General features: G+C 63.2%; 20 protein-coding genes and 1 tRNA gene. 10 read left to right on the forward strand and 11 right to left on the reverse strand.

What is annotated here, in order from left to right:
- Position 1 precedes the first annotated feature (1 nt).
- Positions 2-589 carry a LysE family translocator gene (locus tag ACIOVD_RS11635; RefSeq protein WP_401127786.1) on the reverse strand — a complete coding sequence of 196 codons (588 nt, stop codon included), beginning with the start codon at positions 587-589 and terminating at the stop codon, positions 2-4.
- Positions 590-782: 193 nt separating this feature from the next.
- Between ACIOVD_RS11635 and ACIOVD_RS11640 the strand changes: the two genes are divergently transcribed.
- The 4 genes from ACIOVD_RS11640 (at position 783) to ACIOVD_RS11655 (ending at position 6,713) form a co-directional block, all read left to right on the forward strand.
- Positions 783-1,067, forward strand: coding sequence for a hypothetical protein (locus ACIOVD_RS11640; RefSeq protein ID WP_159996271.1), 285 nt, complete (start codon positions 783-785; stop codon positions 1,065-1,067).
- A 689-nt stretch (positions 1,068-1,756) separates the two neighbouring features.
- Complete coding sequence (locus ACIOVD_RS11645) at positions 1,757-3,502, forward strand: hydantoinase B/oxoprolinase family protein (RefSeq protein WP_401127788.1); 1,746 nt, start codon at positions 1,757-1,759, stop codon at positions 3,500-3,502.
- Positions 3,503-3,538: 36 nt separating this feature from the next.
- Entirely contained in the window at positions 3,539-5,629 is a 2,091-nt protein-coding gene (locus tag ACIOVD_RS11650; RefSeq protein ID WP_401127790.1) for a hydantoinase/oxoprolinase family protein, read from the forward strand.
- 97 nt (positions 5,630-5,726) lie between these two features.
- Positions 5,727-6,713, forward strand: coding sequence for a helix-turn-helix domain-containing protein (locus tag ACIOVD_RS11655; RefSeq protein ID WP_401127792.1), 987 nt, complete (start codon positions 5,727-5,729; stop codon positions 6,711-6,713).
- 9 nt (positions 6,714-6,722) lie between these two features.
- Here ACIOVD_RS11655 and ACIOVD_RS11660 read toward each other — a convergent pair whose 3' ends face one another.
- The 3 genes from ACIOVD_RS11660 to ACIOVD_RS11670 all read right to left on the reverse strand — a co-directional run bounded on the left by ACIOVD_RS11660 (position 6,723) and on the right by ACIOVD_RS11670 (position 10,853).
- Entirely contained in the window at positions 6,723-9,098 is a 2,376-nt protein-coding gene (locus ACIOVD_RS11660; protein WP_401127794.1) for a TonB-dependent siderophore receptor, read from the reverse strand.
- A 298-nt stretch (positions 9,099-9,396) separates the two neighbouring features.
- The gene (locus tag ACIOVD_RS11665; RefSeq protein ID WP_401127796.1) at positions 9,397-10,347 is read right to left on the reverse strand and encodes a FecR domain-containing protein; all 951 of its coding nucleotides are present in this window, start codon (positions 10,345-10,347) and stop codon (positions 9,397-9,399) included.
- Entirely contained in the window at positions 10,344-10,853 is a 510-nt protein-coding gene (locus tag ACIOVD_RS11670; protein WP_401127798.1) for a sigma-70 family RNA polymerase sigma factor, read from the reverse strand. The genes ACIOVD_RS11665 and ACIOVD_RS11670 overlap by 4 nt, the downstream gene beginning before the upstream one ends.
- Before the next feature lie 176 nt (positions 10,854-11,029).
- Between ACIOVD_RS11670 and ACIOVD_RS11675 the strand changes: the two genes are divergently transcribed.
- A complete protein-coding gene (locus tag ACIOVD_RS11675; protein WP_159996285.1) occupies positions 11,030-11,542 on the forward strand; it encodes a PaaI family thioesterase in 513 nt (170 codons plus the stop codon).
- A 43-nt stretch (positions 11,543-11,585) separates the two neighbouring features.
- Here the strand turns inward: ACIOVD_RS11675 and ACIOVD_RS11680 are convergent, their stop codons facing one another.
- From ACIOVD_RS11680 to ACIOVD_RS11695, 4 genes are all read right to left on the reverse strand, one after another.
- On the reverse strand, positions 11,586-11,915 hold the full coding sequence (locus tag ACIOVD_RS11680; RefSeq protein WP_095168694.1) for a hypothetical protein: 330 nt from the start codon (positions 11,913-11,915) through the stop codon (positions 11,586-11,588).
- Positions 11,916-11,991: 76 nt separating this feature from the next.
- On the reverse strand, positions 11,992-12,846 hold the full coding sequence (locus ACIOVD_RS11685) for a phytanoyl-CoA dioxygenase family protein (RefSeq protein ID WP_401127800.1): 855 nt from the start codon (positions 12,844-12,846) through the stop codon (positions 11,992-11,994).
- A 10-nt stretch (positions 12,847-12,856) separates the two neighbouring features.
- The gene (locus tag ACIOVD_RS11690) at positions 12,857-13,636 is read right to left on the reverse strand and encodes an ABC transporter substrate-binding protein (RefSeq protein WP_320332321.1); all 780 of its coding nucleotides are present in this window, start codon (positions 13,634-13,636) and stop codon (positions 12,857-12,859) included.
- 48 nt (positions 13,637-13,684) lie between these two features.
- Positions 13,685-14,860, reverse strand: a complete 1,176-nt coding sequence (locus ACIOVD_RS11695; protein ID WP_095168691.1) for a M20 aminoacylase family protein — start codon at positions 14,858-14,860, stop codon at positions 13,685-13,687.
- 192 nt (positions 14,861-15,052) lie between these two features.
- On the opposite strand from ACIOVD_RS11695, the gene ACIOVD_RS11700 reads away from it, so the two are divergent.
- Positions 15,053-15,967: a LysR family transcriptional regulator gene (locus tag ACIOVD_RS11700; RefSeq protein ID WP_095168690.1), complete on the forward strand. Its 915-nt coding sequence runs from the start codon at positions 15,053-15,055 to the stop codon at positions 15,965-15,967.
- 15 nt (positions 15,968-15,982) lie between these two features.
- Here the strand turns inward: ACIOVD_RS11700 and ACIOVD_RS11705 are convergent, their stop codons facing one another.
- Positions 15,983-16,852: a sensor domain-containing diguanylate cyclase gene (locus tag ACIOVD_RS11705; protein WP_159996293.1), complete on the reverse strand. Its 870-nt coding sequence runs from the start codon at positions 16,850-16,852 to the stop codon at positions 15,983-15,985.
- Positions 16,853-16,970: 118 nt separating this feature from the next.
- Positions 16,971-17,477 (reverse strand): DUF2938 domain-containing protein, encoded by a 507-nt coding sequence (locus ACIOVD_RS11710; RefSeq protein ID WP_159996295.1) that lies wholly within the window; start codon positions 17,475-17,477, stop codon positions 16,971-16,973.
- A 79-nt stretch (positions 17,478-17,556) separates the two neighbouring features.
- On the opposite strand from ACIOVD_RS11710, the gene ACIOVD_RS11715 reads away from it, so the two are divergent.
- Together ACIOVD_RS11715 and ACIOVD_RS11720 are read left to right on the forward strand one after the other, a co-directional pair.
- A complete protein-coding gene (locus tag ACIOVD_RS11715; protein ID WP_401127803.1) occupies positions 17,557-18,018 on the forward strand; it encodes a helix-turn-helix domain-containing protein in 462 nt (153 codons plus the stop codon).
- A gap of 57 nt (positions 18,019-18,075) precedes the next feature.
- Entirely contained in the window at positions 18,076-18,882 is an 807-nt protein-coding gene (locus ACIOVD_RS11720) for a glycosyltransferase (RefSeq protein ID WP_401127805.1), read from the forward strand.
- A gap of 148 nt (positions 18,883-19,030) precedes the next feature.
- On the opposite strand, the gene ACIOVD_RS11725 is transcribed toward ACIOVD_RS11720, so the two are convergent.
- A tRNA-Phe gene (locus ACIOVD_RS11725) sits at positions 19,031-19,106 on the reverse strand.
- Positions 19,107-19,345: 239 nt separating this feature from the next.
- Here ACIOVD_RS11725 and ACIOVD_RS11730 point away from each other — a divergent pair.
- Positions 19,346-19,855, forward strand: a complete 510-nt coding sequence (locus ACIOVD_RS11730; protein WP_159996301.1) for a sigma-70 family RNA polymerase sigma factor — start codon at positions 19,346-19,348, stop codon at positions 19,853-19,855.
- Between the two features lies 1 nt (position 19,856).
- Positions 19,857-20,807: a FecR domain-containing protein gene (locus ACIOVD_RS11735; RefSeq protein ID WP_401127807.1), complete on the forward strand. Its 951-nt coding sequence runs from the start codon at positions 19,857-19,859 to the stop codon at positions 20,805-20,807.
- Positions 20,808-20,836: the final 29 nt, after the last annotated feature.

The raw sequence follows: 20,836 nt of genomic DNA on the forward strand, positions 1-20,836 counted from the left end.
CTCAGGGCAACAGCAGGTAGCCGGCACTTACCGCCAACAGCAACGCCATCACCCGATTGAACAGGCGCAGGCCTCCAGCGTTGCTCAAGTACTGGCGCAGGAACGTCCCGGCATAGGCCCAACAGGCCACCGACAGATAGCACACCACCAGGTACACCGCGGCAAACTGCCAGACCAGTCGCGTATCGCCGTCCGCGACAAACGCCCCCATCCCCGCGACACAGGCCAGCCACGCCTTGGGGTTGAGCCATTGCATCAAGGCGCCGTAGAACAGGGTTGGCGCCTGTGCGGCAGCGGCGGTGCCCAGGCGTCCGTCATCGGTGGCAAGCTTGCAGGCCATGAACAACAGGAATGCCACCCCGGCCAGTTGCACCACCCGGGTCAACCCCGGCCAGAGCTTGAGCAGCTCATGCAGCCCCAACCCCATCAACACCAGCAACAGCACAAAGCCCAAAGTGGCACCCAGCACATGCCGCTGACTGGCACGAAAGCCATACTGCGCACCCGAACTCAAGGCCACGATATTCACCGGCCCCGGCGTGATAGACGCAGCCAGCGCAAACGCGGCCATGGACATAATCAGACTCATTGCACTTCTCTCCAGCAACTGGGGAACATCCCTGGGTGCAAGGTAAAAGCCAGGCCAACGCCTGTATTGAAGAAAAACACCCAACCACTCACCCATCGAGAAATTGGTTGCGGGCCCATAGGGAACAGAACCCGGGTAGCTGCGCGCTGTCACTAACTGTATGGGGATACTGTCACACGAAGGAGGGCCACCCATGGTGACTCACTACAAGACCGCCGGGCACCTTGCCTGCGGTCATCACGGCAAGAACCTGGTTTCCACCACCGAGTTCGCCCGGGTCAAATGCCGCAGCTGCCGCAACACCGATGCATTCAAGGACGCCCGCAGAGAAGCGCGCAACGCCGCCCGCCGCGCCGCCCGCAAGGCCAAGGTGGCCCATGCCGCCCTCGACTGGCGCGCCGCCTGGCTGCAACGCCTGAGCGACCTGCCCGGCCGCCAACGCCTGCCACGGGGATTCAGCGGCCAGCCGTTCGTTTAACGCGCGGCGTCATCGTTGACGAGCATCGCGAGCAGGCTCGCTCCTACGGTGATTCTGGGTGCCCGCAGATCCCGCATACACCCACCAAACCTGTGTAGGAGCGAGCTTGCTCGCGATGGCGGAGTGTCAGGCTACATCGATGTTGCCTGTGCTGGCCTCATCGCGAGCAAGCCGCAAGCGGGCACTCGCTCCTACAGTGATTTCGGCTGCACGCAGATCCCGCATACACCCACAAAACCTGTGGGAGCGGGCTTGCCCGCGATGGCGGTGTGTCAGGCTGCTGGATGTCGCCTGTGCTGGCCTCATCGCGAGCAGGCCGCAAGCGGGCACTCGCTCCTACAGTGATTTCGGCTGCACGCAGATCCCGCATACACCCACAAAACCTGTGGGAGCGGGCTTGCCCGCGATGGCGGTGTGTCAGGCGCCATATAGGTTGGCTGTACCGGCCTGATCGCGGGCAAGCCCGCTCCTACAGTGATTTCGGCTGCTCGCAGATTGCGCATACACCCACAAAGCCTGCTCGCGATGGCGGTATGTCAGGCGCCACCGATGTTGCCAGTACCCTCCCCGTCAAATCCCAGTGCACTGGCTGACAAGCCAGCCACCCGCGCGTCGGCGTAGCTTGGTGGCGTGGGCGAACGACGCGATATGCGCTCCAACCTCAATAACAACAAGACCCCTGGTGACCCATGAGTACAGTAGATCCGATCACCCTGGCGGTGGTGCGCGGCGCGCTCGAGACTGCGCAGCGGGAAATGACCCTGACCCTGGAAAAAACCGGTCGCTCGAGCGTGTTCAACCTCGCTCACGACTATTCCAATGCCCTGTTCGATCATCTTCCGGAAATGATCCTGCAAGGCCAGGACATCCCCATCCACCTCGGCTCCCTCATCCCGGCCATGAAATGCGTCGCCGGCTTCTTCGGCGACGACATCCTCGAAGGCGATGTGATTTACCACAACGACCCGGCCTACAAAGGCAGCCACATCCTCGACTGCTGCATGTACAAACCGGTGTTCTACCAAGGCGAACTGGTGTTCTGGGCCGTCTGCAAAGGCCACCTGACCGACATCGGTGGCCCTGTGCCCGCCGGCTATAACCCCGACGCCAAGGAGATCTACGCCGAAGGCCTGCGCATTCCGCCGGTCAAGCTCTGGTCCCAGGGCAAGCGCCGCGAGGACGTGATCAACCTGCTGCTGACCAACATGCGCGCCCGGGCCTATCAGGAAGGTGACCTCAACGCCCAATACGGCGCCTGCACCGTCGGCGAGCGGCACCTGCTGCAACTGCTCGAGCGCTATGGCGTGGAGCAGGTGCGGGCCTGTATCGCCGAGCTCAAGGACATGGCCGACCGGCACATGCGCGCGCTGCTGCGTGAAGTCCCCGACGGTTTCTACAGCGGCACCGCGGTACTGGAAGACTCCGGCCACGGCCTGGGCGAACTGGCGATCACCGCGCGGGTGGAGATTCGCGGCGACGAGGCCCACGTGCTGATCGAAAGCCCGCCGCAGGTGCCGTACTTCATCAACTCTTATGCCGGCAACTCGGTGTCGGGGGTGTACCTGGGGCTGATGATGTTTGCCCAGGTACCGCCGCCCTACAACGAAGGCTTGTACCGCTGCGTGTCGGTCGACCTCGGGCCACCCGGCACCCTGTGCAACGCCTCCGAACCGGCGCCCCACGTCAACAGCACCACCACGCCGATGGAAACCCTCGCCGACGCGGTACGCCAGGCCCTGGAACAAGCCGCGCCAGAGCGGGTCACCGCGTCCTGGGGCCACGCCAGCGGGATCAACATTGCCGGCCATGACCCACGCAATGGCAACGCCGAATACGTGACCATGGTCCTCGCCTCGATCATCTCCGGCGCGGGTGCCAACCAGGCCATGGACGGCTGGCCGGCGTGCGGGCCGCTGTGCTGCTTCGGCGCGCTGATGTCCGGTGACATCGAGTTGCTCGAGTACTCCTACCCGATCCTGATCCACCGCTACAGCCTGATGACCGACAGCGGTGGCGCCGGTGAATTTCGTGGTGGCTCAGGCACCCGTATCGAAATCGAACCGCTGGACCACGCGATGACGGTGGTCGGCTTCGGTGAAGGCCGGCAACTGCCCACGGCGGGTGCGGCGGGTGCCAGCAACGTCCTGCTGGAACCGAAACTGGGGCGGCTGATCCACCGCAAGGTCGATGACGCAGAAGACCACTTCACCTACAACGCACAACTGACGGCCCAGCCCGGCGAACGGGTGATCAACATCAACCCCGGCGGTGGCGGCTACGGCAACCCGTTGCGCCGACCTGTGAGCAGTGTGCTCGAGGACGTGCGCAACGGCCTGGTGTCGCTTGAAGGCGCGCGTCGCGAGTACGGCGTGGCCATCGACGGCAACGGCCAGGTCGACGACGCCGCGACCCATGCCCTGCGCACCGCGCACTGATCACGCCAGCCCCTTGAGCCATCTGGAATCCGACACATGAGCCAACCACAATATCGCCTGGGCATCGACGCCGGCGGCACTTTCACCGACTTCATCCTCGCCGATCGCCAGGGCAACGTGCAGTTGTTCAAAGCGCCCTCCACGCCCCAGGACGGCACGCTGGCAATCCGTAACGGCCTGGCGCAGATCGCCGATGCCATCGGCCGCACCCCGGCCCAGATCATTGCCGACTGTGACCTGTGCATCAACGGCACCACCGTCGCCCTCAACGCCCTGATCGAAAAGACCGGGGTCAAGGTCGGCCTGCTGTGCACCGAAGGGCATGAGGACAGCCTGGAAATCCGCCTCGGCCACAAGGAGGACGGGCACCGCTACGACGCCAGCTACCCGCCCGCCTACATGCTGGTGCCGCGCCACCTGCGCCGGCCGATCAGCGGCCGGATCATCAGCGATGGCCGCGAGCATACGCCGCTGGATGAGCAGGCGATCCACGCGGCCATCGAGTACTTTCGCCAAGAACAGGTCAAGGCGGTAGCAATCTCCTTCGTCTGGTCGGTGCGCAATCCCAGCCACGAACAACGCGCCGCCGAACTGGTACGCGCGGCGCTGCCGGACGTGTTCGTCTGCACCGGCAATGAAGTGTTCCCGCAGATCCGCGAATACACCCGCACCTCCACCACCGTGGTCAACGCCTACCTGAGCCCGGTGATGGGCCGCTACATCGAGCGCATCGACGCGCTGTTCGAGGAACTGGGAGCACGCCAGCCAACTCGCTACTTCCAGTCCAACGGTGGCCTGGCCCCCGGCCTCGTGATGCGCGAGCGCGCGGTCAACGCCATCAACTCCGGCCCCGCCTCCGCGCCCCAGGCCGGCCTGTGCGTGGCCCAACCGTTCGGCATCGACAACGTGATCACCGTCGACATGGGTGGCACCTCGTTCGACATCACCCTGAGCAAGGCCGGGCGTACCAACTTCAGCAAGGACACCGACTTCCTGCGCTACCGCATCGGCGTGCCGATGATCCAGGTCGAAACCCTCGGCGCCGGTGGCGGCTCGATTGCCTTCCTCGACGACTTCGGCATGCTCCAGGTCGGCCCACGCAGTGCCGGGGCCAATCCTGGGCCGGTGTGCTACGGCAAGGGCGGCGTCGAGCCAACGGTCACCGACGCCAACCTGGCCCTCGGTTACCTGGCCGATGGCGCATTGCTTGGCGGCAGCATTCGCTTGAACCGCCAGGCGGCGATCGAGGCGATCCGCAGCAAGATCGCCGAGCCCCTGGGCATCAGCGTGGAGCGGGCGGCCACCGGCATCATCACCCTGGTCAACCTGAACATGGTCAGTGGCATCCGCCGGGTCTCGGTGGAACGCGGCTACGATCCCCGGGACTTCGCCCTGATCGGCGCCGGAGGCGCAGCGGGTATGCATGTCATGCGCCTGGCCGAGGAGATCGGCAGCAACGTGGTGCTGATCCCCAAAGTTGCCTCGGGCCTGTGTGCCTACGGGCAGATTCTCTCGGACATCCGCTACGACCAGTTGACCACCCTGCCCATGCGCCTGGACGACGACCGGGTCGACCTGCCCCTGCTCAACCGGACGTTGTGCGCGCTGCGCGAACGGGGCATGGATAACCTGCGTGAAGACGGCTTCGGCGCCGGCAACAATGTCGAGTGCCAGTACCACCTGGAAATCCGCTACCTGGGCCAGATCCACGAATGCAGTGTCGAACTGTCCTGCGACCAACTCGACCCAAGCGCCCTGGCGACCTTGCGCGAGGCCTTCCACACCCGGCACAAGGCGCTGTTCTCCTACAGCGAACCGCAGAGCCCGATCGAACTGGTCAACCTTGAGTGCTCGGTGATCGCGCGCCTGCAACGCCCACCCATGCCCGAGTTGCCGCCAGCCACCAGCGACGCCCCGGCCCAGGCCAGCAGCCACCGCTCGATGCTGTTCGATGCCCAGGCGGCCTGGCAGCAGACCCCGGTGTACAACGGCGAGCACCTGCAGTCCGGGCAGACGGTCGAAGGTCCCTGCGTGATCGAGGAAGCGACCACCAACATCGTGGTGCCGCCAGGCTGGCGCGCGACGCTCGCGCCGTCTGCCACCTACCGGCTGACGCGTGGCGGTTGACCCCCTGTAGACATTGGCAAATGATGGCCTCCCAGCGGCGCCGCCAGTCCTTGACCGGCGGCGCCGCCCTCAGAAAAACAACAACACGAGGGCAGCCATGGCACACACCGTCTCCACCCGCCACTGGTCCGACAGCGAACGCCAGCCCCGCTGGGCGCAAGCGATCGGCAGTGCCTACTTCCCGTTGTCGCTGGAATTTGCCGCCAGCGACCGTTTCAGCGGCAACCTGCAGATCTGGGAAACCGCCAGCACCCCCCTGACCCTGTCGCGCCTGCGCTCCAGTCAGCTCGGCTATTCGCGCAGCAAGGCCCAGGTCAGCGAAGACCAGCAAGCCTGCTACCTGGTAACCGTGCCCCGGCGCAGTGAAGTGCATTTCGAGCAGGACGGCCGCGCCCTGCATTGCCAGCCCGGCGGGTTCATTTTCGAGCGCGGTGACGCGCCCTATCGTTTTCACTACGCCAGCGACAACGACCTGTGGGTGTTCAAGCTGCCGGAGCAAGCGCTGCACGGCCAGCTGCGCGGCGCCGAACGCTATACACGCTTTTGTTTCGACGCCCGGCGAGCCCTGGGGCGGATCTTCGTCGATCAGTTGGCAATGTGCGCAGCACGCTTTGACGAGTGCGCTCCCAGCGCGCGCCACATGTTGCTGGAACAGGCCCTCTCGACCCTGCTGATGGCCCTGCGCGACGATGAGCGCGTGCTCAGCAGCGAGAGCTCGAACCTCGCCGCCCTGCACCTGCAACGCATCGAACGCTACGTTGAACAACAGCTGGGTAACCCCGACCTCAACCCGCAGCTGATCGCCGAGGCCTGCGGGGTGTCGGTGCGCTACCTGCACAAACTCTTCAGCAGCACCTCCTACAGCCTGGGTGAGTGGATTCGCCGGCGCCGGCTCGAGGCCGTGCACCGTGGCCTGCTCGATCCCAACTGCTACTTGTCGATCGGCGCCCTGGCGATGCGCTGGGGCTTCAGCGACCAGGCGCAGTTCACCCGCAGCTTCCGCCAGCATTTCGCCTGCACCGCCAGCGAAGTCCGCGCCAGCGCCCGGCACGGCCTGGATCCAGGGGCACGGTTGATCCAATAGACGCCGGCCTCAGAACCCCACCGTGGCCGACAGCAGCCAGGTGCGCGGGGTCGACAGGGTCAGGCCCGCCGCACTGTCGGACGAGGTGGCGGCCGACGCCCAGTAGGTCTTGTCGAGGACGTTTTCCACGGCGGCGCGCAGCGTCACTGGGCTGTCGCCAACCTTGAAGGCATAACGGCCGCCCAGGTCGTAGCGTTGCCAGGCATCGATCTCTTGGTCGTTGGCCGGGTCCAGGTACTGGGAGCTGGTGTGGATGGCCCGTGCGGTGAGGGTCAGGCCCTGTACCGCAGGAATGTCCCATTCCGCACCGAGGTTGGCGTTGACCTGCGGTGCGCCGGTCCCACGATTACCGTCGTACTGGCCATCGGTGGTATCGCTCTGCTTGCTGTCGAGCAGCATTACCCCACCCAGCAGGCGCACGCCGTGCAGAGGTTCACCGAAAACATTGAACTCCAGCCCCTGGTTGACCAACTGGCCGTTGGGCTTGAAGTTGTTCTGGTCATCGTACTGGTAGGCCGGCTGCTCGATGCGGAACAGGCTGCTGGTCAGGCCGAAGGTGCCATGGTCGTACTTGATGCCGACCTCGCCCTGCTTGCTGCGGTACGGCGCGAAGACCGTATCGGCATTGTTCGCCGTGCTCGGCGCGGTCTCGCCCTGGGTCAGGCCTTCGACGTAGTTGGCAAACACCGACAGCCGATCGCTGGCCTTGAACACCACGCCCAGGGCCGGTGAAGTGTCGGTCTCGTCATTCACCGGCTCATCGCGCACGCCATTGCTCCAGGAGGTGACCTTGACCCGTTGCAGGCGCGCGCCAAGGGTCAGCAGCAAGCGGTCCTCGAACAGCCCCAGGGTGTCGGCCAGGGCCACACTGGTGAAGCGGTCTTCGGTGTGGGTGCTGGTATCGATGCGATTGGGCTGGCCCGGATAGGCCACTTCCACCGGCTGGTAGATATTGCCGATGCTGCGCAGGTAGCGCTCGCCGGCGTTGTCGAAGTCCATGTCGAAGCGGTTCAGGCTCAGGTTCAGGGTGTGGTTGACCGTGCCGGTGCTGAACCATTGGCGGGCACCGAGGGTGGCGGTCTGCACGTCTTCATCGCGGCGGAAGGTGCGCGGTACCAGGGTGAAGTTGCCGTTGTCCTGGGTGTTCTGCACGCCATGGCGCAGGAAATCGTAGTTACCTTTGCGCGCGCCATAAGCGGCGTAGAGCATCAGTGAGTCGCTGACATCAAACTCGCCACGCAGCGCACCGAAGGAGTCCTTCGATTGCGCATAGGTCCAGGGTTGGGCGAAGTTGCGGTCGATATCTTCGGCCTTCGGCACCTTGGCCCCGGGTGCCAGTTCGACCCGCTCCTGAGGGGCGTCGGCGCGCCGCTGCTGGTGTCCGATGTCCAACGACAGGCGCACCCGCTCTTCGCGCAGGTCGAGGCCTAGCACCCCGGTTTCCCGCTCGATGGCCTGGTGGTCCCACTCGGTGTCGCCGGACTGCTGTACACCGTTGAAGCGCACACCAAAACGCTGGTCCTCGCCAAAGCGCCGGCCAATGTCCAGGGCACCGCCGAACTGTCCGGCAGAGGCATAGTTAGCCGTGATCTCGGTAACCGGTGCATCCGTGGCGCGCTTGGGCACGATGTTGATGCCGCCACCGATACTGCCACGCGGGGCAATGCCAGAGAGCACCGCGCTCGGGCCCTTGAGGATGTCGACGCGCTCGGCGATTTCCATGTCGATGGCGTAGGTCGGGAGGATGCCGTACAGGCCACCGTAGGCCACGTCACTGTTGAACAGGCTGAACCCACGGATGGTGAACTGCTCGAAACGCCCGCTGGCCGGGTTGGTGGTGCGCACCGACGGGTCGGCGGCCACCACGTCGCCGAGAGTCCGGGCTTGCTGGTTCTTGATCGCCTGCTGGGTGTAGGAGGTGACGCTGAACGGGCTGTCCATGAAGTCCTGGTCACCGAGCATGCCCTGGGAGCCGGTACGATTGACCTGGCCACCGGCGTAGGGCGCCACGCCCTGCTCCGCCGTGGCGCCCACAATGGCGGTGGCCGGCAATTGCAGGCTGCCGGCGTCCGGCGCCGGCACCAGGATATAAGCCTGCTCACCCACTGCCTGCAATTGCAGACCGGAACCCTGGAGCAATCGGGCAAAGCCCTCTTGCACCGCGAATTCGCCGGACAACCCCTGGCTGGTGCGCCCGCCGACCAACGCCGGATCCACCGCGAGGTTGACCCCGGCCTGCCCGGCAAACCGGGTCAAGGTGGCACCCAGGCTCCCGGCCGGCACCTGGTAGCTGCGCCGGGCGGCGTCTTCGGCCCAACTGCTGGCGATCAATAACGGGCTGGCGTTCAGGCTCAGCATGAGGCTCAGGTGCAACAAAGGACGCATACGGCTTGGCACTGCGGGCATTGGAAGAGTCTCTGGTTTTTGTTCACTTGCCAGGAATGACCGGCGAGACGCAGAAAAGGGACAGGCATGCAGGAAATTCTGGAAAAAATAAATAAATCGCCCTGCCACTGCGCACACCCACCACAGGGGCCCACAGATCCCGCAGCCAGCCACCAAACCTGTGGGAGCGAGCTTGCTCGCGATGGTCGTCAACGATGACGCACACTGCCTGGATGTCCGTGTCGCCCTTGAGGTTTTCGCGAGCAAGCCGCAAGCGGGCACTCGCTCCTACAGTGGTTCAGCCCAACTGGCTGCGGGGAACCAGGGTCACCCAATAGCGGGTGCGCGAATGCACTTCCAGCGCCAGGCTGGCTGCCAGCAAGGCCAGTACCCGGTCGGTGTTGTCGAGGCGGAAGCTGCCGGTCACCCGCAGCTTTTCCAGGGCCGGTTCCCAGCGCAGCAACCCGGGACGATAGCGGCTCAGTTCCCGCAGAAAATCCCCCAATGGCTGGTCCTGCGCCGTCAGCACCCCGCTGCGCCAATCCGCCACGGAGGGGTCGAAGGCGCTCACCGGGCCAGCGCCCGAAGCTTGCAGGTCGACCCGCTGCCCGGCATTGAGCACCAGCAGCGGCCCATGCAAGGGCTGCAACTGCACCGCACCGCTGACCACCGAGACCTGGCAATGGCCGTCATTGAGGCGCACGCACACTTCGCTGCGGCTGACGCTGATCTGCCCATAGGGCGCTTGCAAGGTCAGGGGCGCCGGGCCAGGAACCTTGAGCGCCACCTCGCCGCGTACCAGGCTCAAGTGGCGGGTCCCCAGGTCGAGGTTGACCGCGCTGGCGCTGTTCAGCTGCAACGAGCTGCCATCCGCCAGGGGCAGCCGCCGCTGTTCTCCGGTGCCGGTGTGCAGGTCGGCGCGCCACACGTCCAGCGGCAACTGCCGGCTCAGCAACCAGGCGCTGGGAACCAGCACCGCCACCCCCAGGGCACGCTTGAGCACGGCCCGTCGACCCGCATCCGGGCGGTCCAGGGTGGCCAGCGCCAGTGCCGACGGCAAGTCGCAAAAGCGTTGGCGCAACGCCTGCGCTCGCTGCCAGGCGCTCTCGTGGCTGCCATGGCTGTTGCGCCACTGCTGCAGGCGCTGATGATCGTCTTCACTGGCACTGCCCGATTCCATCAGTGCCAGCCATTGGGCCGCCGCGCGCGCCACTTCGCGGGCTTCGCTGGAAGGCACGGCACGACTCACAGTTCCACCAGCAAGCAATGTTCGTAGGCATGGGCCATGTAGCGCTTGACCGTACGTTCACTGACTTGCAGGCGTTCGGCGATCTCGCGATAGCCGAGGCCGTCGAGCTGACTCCAGAGAAATGCCCGGCGCACCAGCACCGGCAGGCCATCGAGCAATTCGTCGAGGGCCTGCAGGGTTCCCAGTAGCAGCCAGCGTTGCTCCGGCGAAGGCACGCTGTCCTCCGGCAATCGGGCCAGGGCATCCAGGTAGGCCTGCTCCAGGTGGCGCCGGGTGTAGAAGTTGCTCAGCAGGCGCTTACCCACCGTCAACAGGTAGGCACGGGGCTCGCGCATCTCGGCAATCTGCTGCGAGCTGGACAGTACCCGCAGGAAGGTATCCTGACTCAGGTCCGCGGCATCCCAGGCATTGCCCATGCGCCGCCGCAACCAGCACTCGAGCCAGCTGCGATGGTCACGGTACAAGGCGTGGAGGGCGTGCTCCGGAGGCGTCGCTGCGTCAATCATGTCAAGAGGCCCTGCGCGAAGGATATTTCAAATGAGAGTGATTCTAATTAATACCTTGTCACTTCACCATGTCCTTTTTGCACATTCAGCGATTACCACGGCTTGAGTTCGCCCCCGGTTCTGCTTCAGGAGGAAATCCGCTAGGCTTGGTTTTTCTCTTCAGGATGGACCCAGGAATGCCCGTGCTCGACACCTCCCTGCAAGACACCGCCGCCCCCGAGGGCGTTTGTTATGGCTGCGGCAGCCGCAACCCCCATGGCTTGCACATCAAGAGCCGCTGGCATGAGGATGGCGTGCACGTGGTGGCCGAGCACCTGCCCGATGCCAAGTATTGCGGCTGGCCGGACCTGGTCTATGGCGGGCTGATTGCCATGCTGGTGGACTGCCATTCCAACTGGGCAGTGATGGCCTACCACTACCGCGCCGAACAGCGCGAACCCGGCAGCCTGCCGCGCATCAACTGCGTCACCGGCAACCTGGGCATCAAGTTCATCAAGCCCACCCCCATGGGCGTACCGTTGACCTTGCGCGCGCGGGTCGAAGGTGAAGTCGGGCGCAAGAGCCGGGTGATCTGCGAGGTGTATGCCGGCGAGGTGCTAACCGCCGTCGGCGATTCGGTGTTCGTGCGGGTCGACACCGGACAACTGGCCGCTGCCGCCCACGGCCGCGAGACCACTTCGGACACTTAAGGATGATGGGCGGACAGCGCCATGACGCTGCCCGCCCCTGGCGCTACTTGCGCGCCACCTTATAGCGCAGGCAATCCTTGTAGAAGCTCTCGCGCACCGCCGCCGGCTTGAAGCGCGACGGGCTGTCGTAGGTCTGCTCGGTAATACCCAGGGCCATCATGCGCATCCACGACTTGTTGAACTTGTAGGTCTGGATCTTCTGCCGTGCGGCATACAGGGAAACCCCCGACAGCTTGAGCTCCTGGGCCCTGGCCGCAGTACCGGCGCCCCAACTGCAGACATACCGGTCGTTGGCCGGCAACTCCTTGGCCTGTGCAGACGCCACGACGCTGACCAGGGCAACCGGGATCAGCGCGCTGAGTAGATTTCGCATTAAATATTCCGTTTAACCGCCTGAAATTCCGGCGATTTTGACGACACATCGAATGCTCAGGGGCCAGCAAATTGCCTTATCGCTGCAGCTGGCGCTGCCAAAGGGGCGGAAACAGTTCGTGCTCCATCGGCACATCGGCGGCCAGTGCCTCGCGCAGCCCCGGAAAATCCGGGGACGTCGCCCAGGGTCGCGGGGCATGGCGCACGTCATCACCGATCACCCGCACCGAAAACGCCCGCCGCCGATTTTTTCCACCCACCCCTGAAGACGCATGCAGGGTCAGCATGTTGAAGCACACCATGTCCCCAGGCGCCAGCTCCCAGCCGAGGATCGGGAAGTCCTCGCGGTGATTCTCGATGTCGGGCAATTCGCCCAGGGTGCCCTCGGCAAACCATTTGGCCTGGCTGTCCATGAACGAGCGCGGCATCAGCCACGGGCCCTTGTGCGAGCCGCCGATGAATTCCAGGGTCGCGGCCCTGGGCACCGGGTCGACCGGAATCCAGAAGCTCACGGTGTCCGAACCGCTGATGTTGTAGTACGGCTGGTCCTGGTGCCAGGGGGTACGTTGGCGGGTGTTGGGCTCCTTGACCAGCAAGTGGTCATGGTGCAAGCGCACCTGCTGGCTGCCGAGCAAGGCTCCGGCGATCGGCCCCAGCGCCGAGTTGAAGATGAAGTCGCGGTAGTCGCGGTTTTCCTGCCAGTTGCAGAAGTCCTCGAAGAACCAGCCCGGGTCGCTGGCACTGCTGGCGACCTTGGCCCGTGGGCTGGGAGCGGCCAGGTTGGCCTCGATGCCCGCGGTCAACTGGCTGATCTGTTCTGGGGTAAAAGCGTTGCGGATGCACACGGCGCCCTGGGTCTGGTAGGCCTGCACCGCCTCTGCGCTAATGGGGCAGGTAAAGCCGGCGTCGGCAAATCGGATCATTTCGTTCATGACGTTGGCCTCACTCACCGTAAATGTCGAAGTTGAAGTACTTCTTGGCGATCTGCTCGTATTCGCCGGACTGGCGGATGCTGGCCAGGGCGGTGTTCAGTTGCTGCTTGAGCTCGGGTTCGTTCTTGCGGATGCCGATGGCCACGCCGTCGCCAATGATGCTTTTGTCGGTGATCGGCTCGCCGGCGAAGGCAAAGTCCTGGCCTTGGGGTTTTTGCAGCAGCCCGGCATCGGCCTGCACCGAAGCCTGGAAGGTGGCATCCAGGCGCCCGTTGATCAGGTCGGAAAACACCTGGTCCTGGGTCTGGTAGGTATGGATATTGACGCCCTGGTTGCCCCACTGCGCGCGGGCGAAGGCTTCATGCAAGGTGCCTTGCACCACCCCCACGGACTTGCCCTTGAGGGAGGCGGCGGTGGGCTGCAGCCCACTGTCTTTCCTGGCCACCAGCGACGACGGTGCGGTGTAGATCTTGTCGCTGAAGTCCACCTGCTGGCGGCGCGCGGCGGTAGCGCTGAAGGCCGACAGGATGGCGTCGAACTTGCGTGCCTTCAAGGCCGGGACCATGCCGTCGAAATTCTGCTCGACCCAGATGCACTTGACTTGCAATTCGGCACACAGGGCGTTGCCCAGGTCGATATCAAAACCGCTCAGCGAGCCATCCGGCTGCTTTTGTTCGAACGGAGGGTAACTCGGGTCGACGCCAAATTTGATCACCGGTTGGGCCTGGGCCAGCGGCGCGAACAGTACGCCGAGCAACAGGGCGCGGTAGCGAAGTTTCAAGAGTTGCATGTAGACCTCGTCTTTTATTGGTTTTCACGGTTGGGCAGGTCGTCATTCTCAAGGGTTGAGCGGTAAAAAGGCCTCGGTCAGCTTGACCCAGAAACCGGCACCCCGAAGCAGGATGTCGTCGTTGAAGTCGTAGCGCGGGTCGTGGGCCATGCAGCTTTTTTCCCCGTCGCCGTTGCCGATGATCAGGTAACAGCCAGGGACCTGCTGCAGGAAGTAGGCGAAATCCTCGCTGCCGTTGAAGGGCACTATGTCGTTCAGGACCTCGTCCTCCCCCAGCCAGTCGGTGGCCACCTGGCTGGCGAAGCGGGTCATCTGGGGATCATTGACCAGCAGCGGGTAGTCGGCACTGTAGTGGATATCGGCGGTCGCGCCGAATGCCTGGGCCTGGGCGTGGATCAGTTGCTTGATCTGGCTTTCGAGGCGGTCGCGGACGGTGTTGTTCAGCGCCCGCACCGAAATCAGCATCTGTGCGCTGTCGGGGATCACGTTGGAGGCCTTGCCGGCGTTGATCGAGCCGACGGTGATCACGCTCATGTCCTGGGGCGAGACATTACGCGAGACGATGGTCTGCAAGGCCATGATGATGCTCGCGCAGACCACCACCGGGTCCACGGTCAGATGGGGCATCGCCCCGTGGCCACCCACACCGTGGATGGTCACCGTGACCTGGTCGGCGGAGGCCATGAACGGTCCGGCGCGAAAACCCAATTTGCCCACCGGGTAGCCGGGCATGTTGTGCGCCGCAAACACCGCGTCACAGGGGAACTGTTCCAGCACCCCCTCCTGAATCATCCGCCGGGCACCCGCCAAGCCCTCCTCGGCCGGCTGGAAAATCAAATGCACGGTGCCATCGAACGGGTGGTCATGGGCCAGGGCATAGGCCGCCGCCAACAGCATCACTGTGTGCCCGTCGTGCCCACAGGCGTGCATCTTCCCCGGGATCCGGCTGGCATACGGCAGGCCGGTCTTCTCCAGGATCGGCAGCGCATCCATGTCGGCGCGGATGCCGATCACCCGTTTGCTGGTGCCTTTTTTCAGGGTGCCGATCACCCCGGTCTCCGCCAGCCCGCGCGTCACCTGATAACCCCACTGGCGCAGGCGCTCGGCGACCAGGGCGCTGGTCTCGACTTCCTGGTAGCCGAGTTCGGGGTTGGCGTGGATCTGATGGCGCAGCGCGCGCATCTCCTGTTCGATTTCTTGCAACAGCGGCAGGGACTGGGTCATGGTCAGCAATTTCCTTGTTGAACGTCAGGCCGGGATTGCGCACAGTGCCAAGGCGTTTTCTGCCAGGTTCTGCTGCTCCCTGGCACAGGTGCAGGGCTTGGGCGCTATGGGTCCGAGCTTAGAGGCAGGGAGCCGGCGCCGACAGGCAATCGAAAGTCAACAGGGCAACCCAGGGTTAACAGCGGTGACACCATGAAGTTCTATCAACTCAATGCACTGGTGGCCGTAGCCGACGCGGGCAGCATCCGTGGCGCCGCCAAGCGCCTGGACACCTCGCCGGCCGCGGTGACCAAGGCGATCCAGAAGCTTGAAGCCGACACCGCGACCCAGTTGCTGATCCGCAACACCTCGGGGATCGTGTTTACCGAACTGGGCAAGAAGCTGTTGATCCAGGCCCGCCTGCTGGTGGCGCAGATGCTCAACGCACGCCAGGTGCTGGCCGACAACAACGGCGAACTGGTGGGACGTTTGTCGGTGGCGGTGACCCCCTGGCTGGCGATGACGCTGATGCCCAAGGCGGTGGTGCGCTTTCGCCAGTTGTTCCCGCAGGTGCAACTGGAACTGTATGAGGGGCTGTCATCGGTGGCCTGCCCGCTGCTGCGCGATGCCAGTGTCGACCTGTTCATCGGGCGCCTGGACACGCGTTTCTCCAGCACCGACCTGACCTACCTGCCGCTGTTCACCGCCGACTGTGCGGTGGTGGCCCGCCGGGAACACCCGCTGGCGGACAGCCGGCGCATGGAGGACCTGGCGGCGGCCGACTGGATCATGGCGTCGCAGCAAGACGGCACGATCTCCACCCAGGGCCATGTGCACTTCGCCCATTCGCTGTCGATCATCCTCAGCCTGCTGCGCGAAACCGATATGCTCAGCGTCTTTCCCTGGCCGCTGGTGGAGCTCTGCGCACAACGCGAAGGCCTGTGCGCCCTGCCCTTGCGCGAGCCGGTGGGCAGCGCATCGGTCGGTGCCATCAGCCGCAGCGGACAACCCCTGCGGCCAGCGGCGGAGCGGTTCCTGGAATGCCTGATCGAAACCATCCACTTCGAGATGGGCCACGCCCACTCGCCGTATCGACGTATGTTGCAGACCGTCGATTTGCTGGTTTGAGGTGGCTAGCGGTAGTCAGGATCTCGCCGTTGCAGACCTGTACCTCTTGACCCGGTACATCTCACCATCCGCATGGCTGAGCAGCGTATCGGCATCTTGGCCGTCGGCGGGATAGCAGGCCACGCCGATGCTGCACGACGGCGTGCTGATCGCACCAAACTCGGCACCCAGCGGCTCAGCCATGGCCGCGAGAATCTGCTCCACCTTGTGCGCCACCGCGTCCGGCGACTGGATATCGGTCAACAGCACCGTGAACTCATCACCGCCCATCCGCGCCACCGTGTCGGTCTCGCGGACGCACGCTTGCAGCCGGCGAGCGATCGCACAGAGCACCCGATCGCCGGCGGCGTGGCCATGGATATCGTTGATCTGCTTGAAATCGTTGATGTCCAGAAACAGCAACGCCAGCGTGCTCTGGTGCCGGTGGGCGGCGTGCAGCGCTGAGTCCAGCCGATCATTGAACAGCGAACGATTAGTCAGTTGGGTCAGCGGATCATGATGGGCGAGGAACCGTAACTCCTCCTCGGCCTGCCACAGGGCCGTCACGTCTCGAGCGACGCCGATCCGCGCGCCCACCTCCTCGGACCAGAACGCCGCCCACAGGATGTGGACGATAGCGCCATCCTTGCGCAGATAGCGGTTGCGGAAATCGACATGGGGCCGGCCATTCATGACCCGGACAATCGAAGCCCGGGTGGCCGCCAGGTCGTCAGGGTGCATATAGTCGGTGATCGGGGTGCCGATCAGCTCATCGGCGCGGTAACCCAGCAGCGTCTCGCAGGCATCGCTGACAAACGCAATCTGGTTATCCCGGTCGACGACAAACACCGTGTCCAGCATCAGATGGATCAGTTTGGGATAGAGCGCTTGCAGGTCTACGGGCATAGGTCAGTGCAATCTGGTTCGAATCTCATGATCATGCCCGATCATCCGGGGCGACGGCTAGAATTCCTTGAGCAGACGCAATCAATCGCTGATCCACGAACTACTCGCTCACCCCGCACTAGTACCCCGCAGGAAACCCCTGCAGCAACAACCACCCCGCCACAAAGAGCCCAACACCGAACGTCAGGTGCGCGATCACACTCCTGCGCCTCGCCACATTCGGCGCCGCGGTTCGCGAAGCGGCGATGCCCAGGCCGAATGCGGGCTGCAGGATGAAAAACGGCGCAATCACACTGACCAGGCCCGCCACCAGTGCGGGCAGCAGCGTGGGGTTGTGGAGCCAAGCGAGTCCTTGGACACCGACCAGCAGCGTGGCGAAGAAACACCCGGTGAGGTAGTGAAACACCCAACCCAGCAGGCGTTCATGCCTGACTCGGGGCGCCGTCACAATCGAGGCGTGCCAAAACCGGCCTCGCACCATGTGCCCCAACCACCGCCCGACGAGCCCGTAATCCAGCGACGCCAAGCCCAACAACCGCGCCTGGATAAACGCCGACAAGTCCATGATCAACGTCGCCCCCATGCCAACCAACAGAATGCGCAGTAGCGCCTCCCCTACTCCCATGTCATCTCCCCTTGCCTTCAGCCTGTTTTAGCGATTTGATCCGGGCAGTCTGCAAGTTCAAGTCGACTTGAGGTCAAGCATGAAAGAGATGGAAATCGGTGAAGTGGCACGTCGTTCCGGCCTGCCGGCTTCAACCCTGCGCTACTACGAAGAAAAAGGCCTGATCCGCTCGATCGGCCGCCGTGGCTTGAGCCGCGTGTTTGGCGCGGATGTACTCCAGCAGTTGTCATTGATCGCCCTCGGGCAATCAGCGGCGTTTTCCCTGGACGACATCGCCACCATGCTGGACGCCGACGGCCGGCCCGCCATTGATCACCAGCGCCTGGCACAAAAGGCCGACGAACTGGACCGCACCATCGAACGCCTTAGCGCGATACGCGACGAGCTTCGTCGTGCAGCATCCTGCCCTGCTCCGCGGCATATTGAATGTCCAAAGTTTCAGGACATGTTGAGTGCTGCTGGGAAACTGCAGACCAGGAATAGAGCAGGTAAAGGAAGGTCGCTGCCTAACGTTCGCCAACCCGCACTCGGAGAAAATTAAGTTTGAAATAAGGTAGGAACCTTATCTTTTGATTTTTTGGATCTGAGCATTTCGAGCATGTGCACCTTTAACGCGGAGTCGAAACCCCTTTTCAGTATCGTTCTGGTGAATTACAAGACCCTGGATTTGACCAAGGTCTGCCTGGATCTTTTATCTGCACATGCACAAAAAACCGGGATCCCGGTATGGGTTGTCGATAACGGATCTGCGGATGCCAGCACTGAGTATTTGCGCTCACTCGATTGGATCAACTTGATTGAACGCACGTCGCTCACCCCTGAGCCAGGTCACATTGCCCATGGCAACGCCCTGGATATGGCGCTGGAAAAGGTCGATACCGATTACGTGTTTCTGCTGCACACAGATACATTCGTTTTCGATCCACAGGTATTTACGATGATGCTGGAGCACTGTCGTCAAGATCCGACAGTCGTCGCCGTCGGTTGTACTGAGCAACTCGATCGAGGAATGCCCAGGACACTTTGGCGATTCACTTCGCGCCTGGCGAAACATCATTTCAGACGCCTTAAGCTGTCGCTAGGTCTGCGCTCCAGAGATCCGAAACCTTACAGGGAAACCCACCTGAAGAGCTTTTGTACGCTTTGGAACAGCAAAATCATCAAGCAGCACGGCTTGCGTTTTCAGCTCGATGAGCGAGTACCTGGCTATGCATTGCAGGACGGGCTGATCGATATCGGCTACAAGGTTGTGTTTCTTTCACCGCGAAAAATCTTCAATTATCTGGACCACATCCAGGCGGGAACGGTCGCTGCCGGCGGTGGTTATGGTCAGCATCACCGACGCACAAAGATGTACGAAAATATTCTCAAACGCTTCAATACGTTGAACACGCCCACAGCCTGAACATGGCTAATGCCGACCATAGGCTCGGCGGGATCTGAATTCAGTGGCTTGCAAGGCTACGGTAGGAAACCGCAGACAACAAAAAACCCGCACTAGGCGGGTTTTTTGGTTGTTTCAGGTGGTATTGCAAGCACCTGAAAACAAAAGGTGGTGCCCAGAGACGGAATCGAACCGCCGACACGGGGATTTTCAATCCCCTGCTCTACCGACTGAGCTATCTGGGCCGCGGCGCAATTAAACGTTTTTTACCCCCGTGGCGTCAACCACGAAATCAAAAAAAACTAACGAATACCTATGCTTACGACTGTCCTTGACGACGAAAAAAGTCAACGGCCGCGGAGTGTCTGGATAAAGGTGGGATTTGGCTGCGACAGGCACTCATTGCGTCAGGGTATTGCCAAGTCAGCAAACCTTAGAAGAAAATGAGAGTCATTATCAAATATCTTCGTTCCGGGCCACCCCCATGTCCTCTGTCGACCACTCTCAACAACATGCCGTGCAGACGCTCTACGAGAATCACCATCAGTGGCTCTGTGGCTGGTTACGCCAGCGGCTTGGCTGTGTCGACAACGCGGCGGACCTGGCCCAGGACACGTTCATCCGGGTACTGACGCAACGCAAGGCGCCTGAATTGCGTGAGCCTCGCGCCTACTTGAGCACCATTGCGCGCAGTTTGATGATCGATATGTTCCGCCGTCGGTCCCTGGAACAGGCGTACCTGGAGACCCTCGCGCTCAGCCCCGAACCGATCGATATCTCGCCTGAAACCCGCACCCTGATCATCGAAACCCTGATGGAAATCGACCGCCTGCTCGATGGCCTGGGTGGGCGCACCCGTGAGATTTTCCTGTTGGCACAGCTTGACGGGCTGAGCTACGTGGAGATCGGCCGACGCCTGAACGTCTCGGTGAACACGGTCAAGAAACACGCGGTGCGCGCCCTCACGCATTGCCTGCTGTTGGCAGACGACTGAAGTGCGCCCGCTCGCCTTGGATCACGCGACACTCGAAGCCGCAGCGCGCTGGTACGTCGACTTGCGTACAGAAGTGCCCGACGCCGCCATCCGAGAAGCACACCGACGCTGGCTGGAGTGTGACCCTCGCCATGTCCAGGCATGGGAGCGCCTGACCTGCCTGCAGGACAAACTCGGCCAGGTCGCACCGGGTATCGCCCGGCCGACACTGACCAGTGCCCGGGCCAAACGCCGTGACGTGCTCAAGGTCCTGTCGATTGTCTTGGCGGCTGGCGGGGCTGGTTCGCTGGCCTGGAACACAACACCCTTGCCGACCCTGATGGCCGACCAGCGGACCGCCACCGGCGAACGGCGTCGGGTGCTCCTGGATGACGGCAGCCTGGTGCGACTCAATACCGCGACCGCAGTGGACATTCGCTACAGCGCGAGCTTGCGCGAAATCCACCTGCTCAGCGGTGAGATCCAGATCGAGACTGCGCCAGACCAACAGGCACGGCCCTTTATCGTGCATACCCCATCGGGCAGCATTCGCGCCCTGGGCACCCGCTTCGTGGTGCGCTACGACGCGCAGCGCACGCGGGTCAGCGTGCAGGAACATGCGGTCGAGGTGCGCAGCGCAAATAATCTCGGTCCGGCCGTGCGAGTGGATGCCGGGCAGCAGCTCGACTTCGACAGCAATGATACCGGCACGGCGCAGCGCTCCAGTCCCCAGGTCGACGCCTGGACCCGCGACATGCTGGTGATCGATGACTGGCGCCTGGGCGATTTCATCACCGAATTGCAGCGTTACCGTCCAGGTCATCTGGGCTGCGCTCCAGCGGTCGCCGACCTGCGGATTTCCGGCGCGTTTCACCTCGGCAGCAGCGATGCCATCCTCGATAACCTGACCTCGACCCTGCCCGTGCGGCTGCGGCGTTTCAGCCGTTATTGGACGCGCGTCGAGGCCATTTGAGGGGGTTTTGCAGAAATTTTATCGAAGGG

This window comes from Pseudomonas sp. NPDC087626 (assembly GCF_044743405.1).
In the GTDB taxonomy this organism is placed as follows: Bacteria; Pseudomonadota; Gammaproteobacteria; order Pseudomonadales; family Pseudomonadaceae; genus Aquipseudomonas.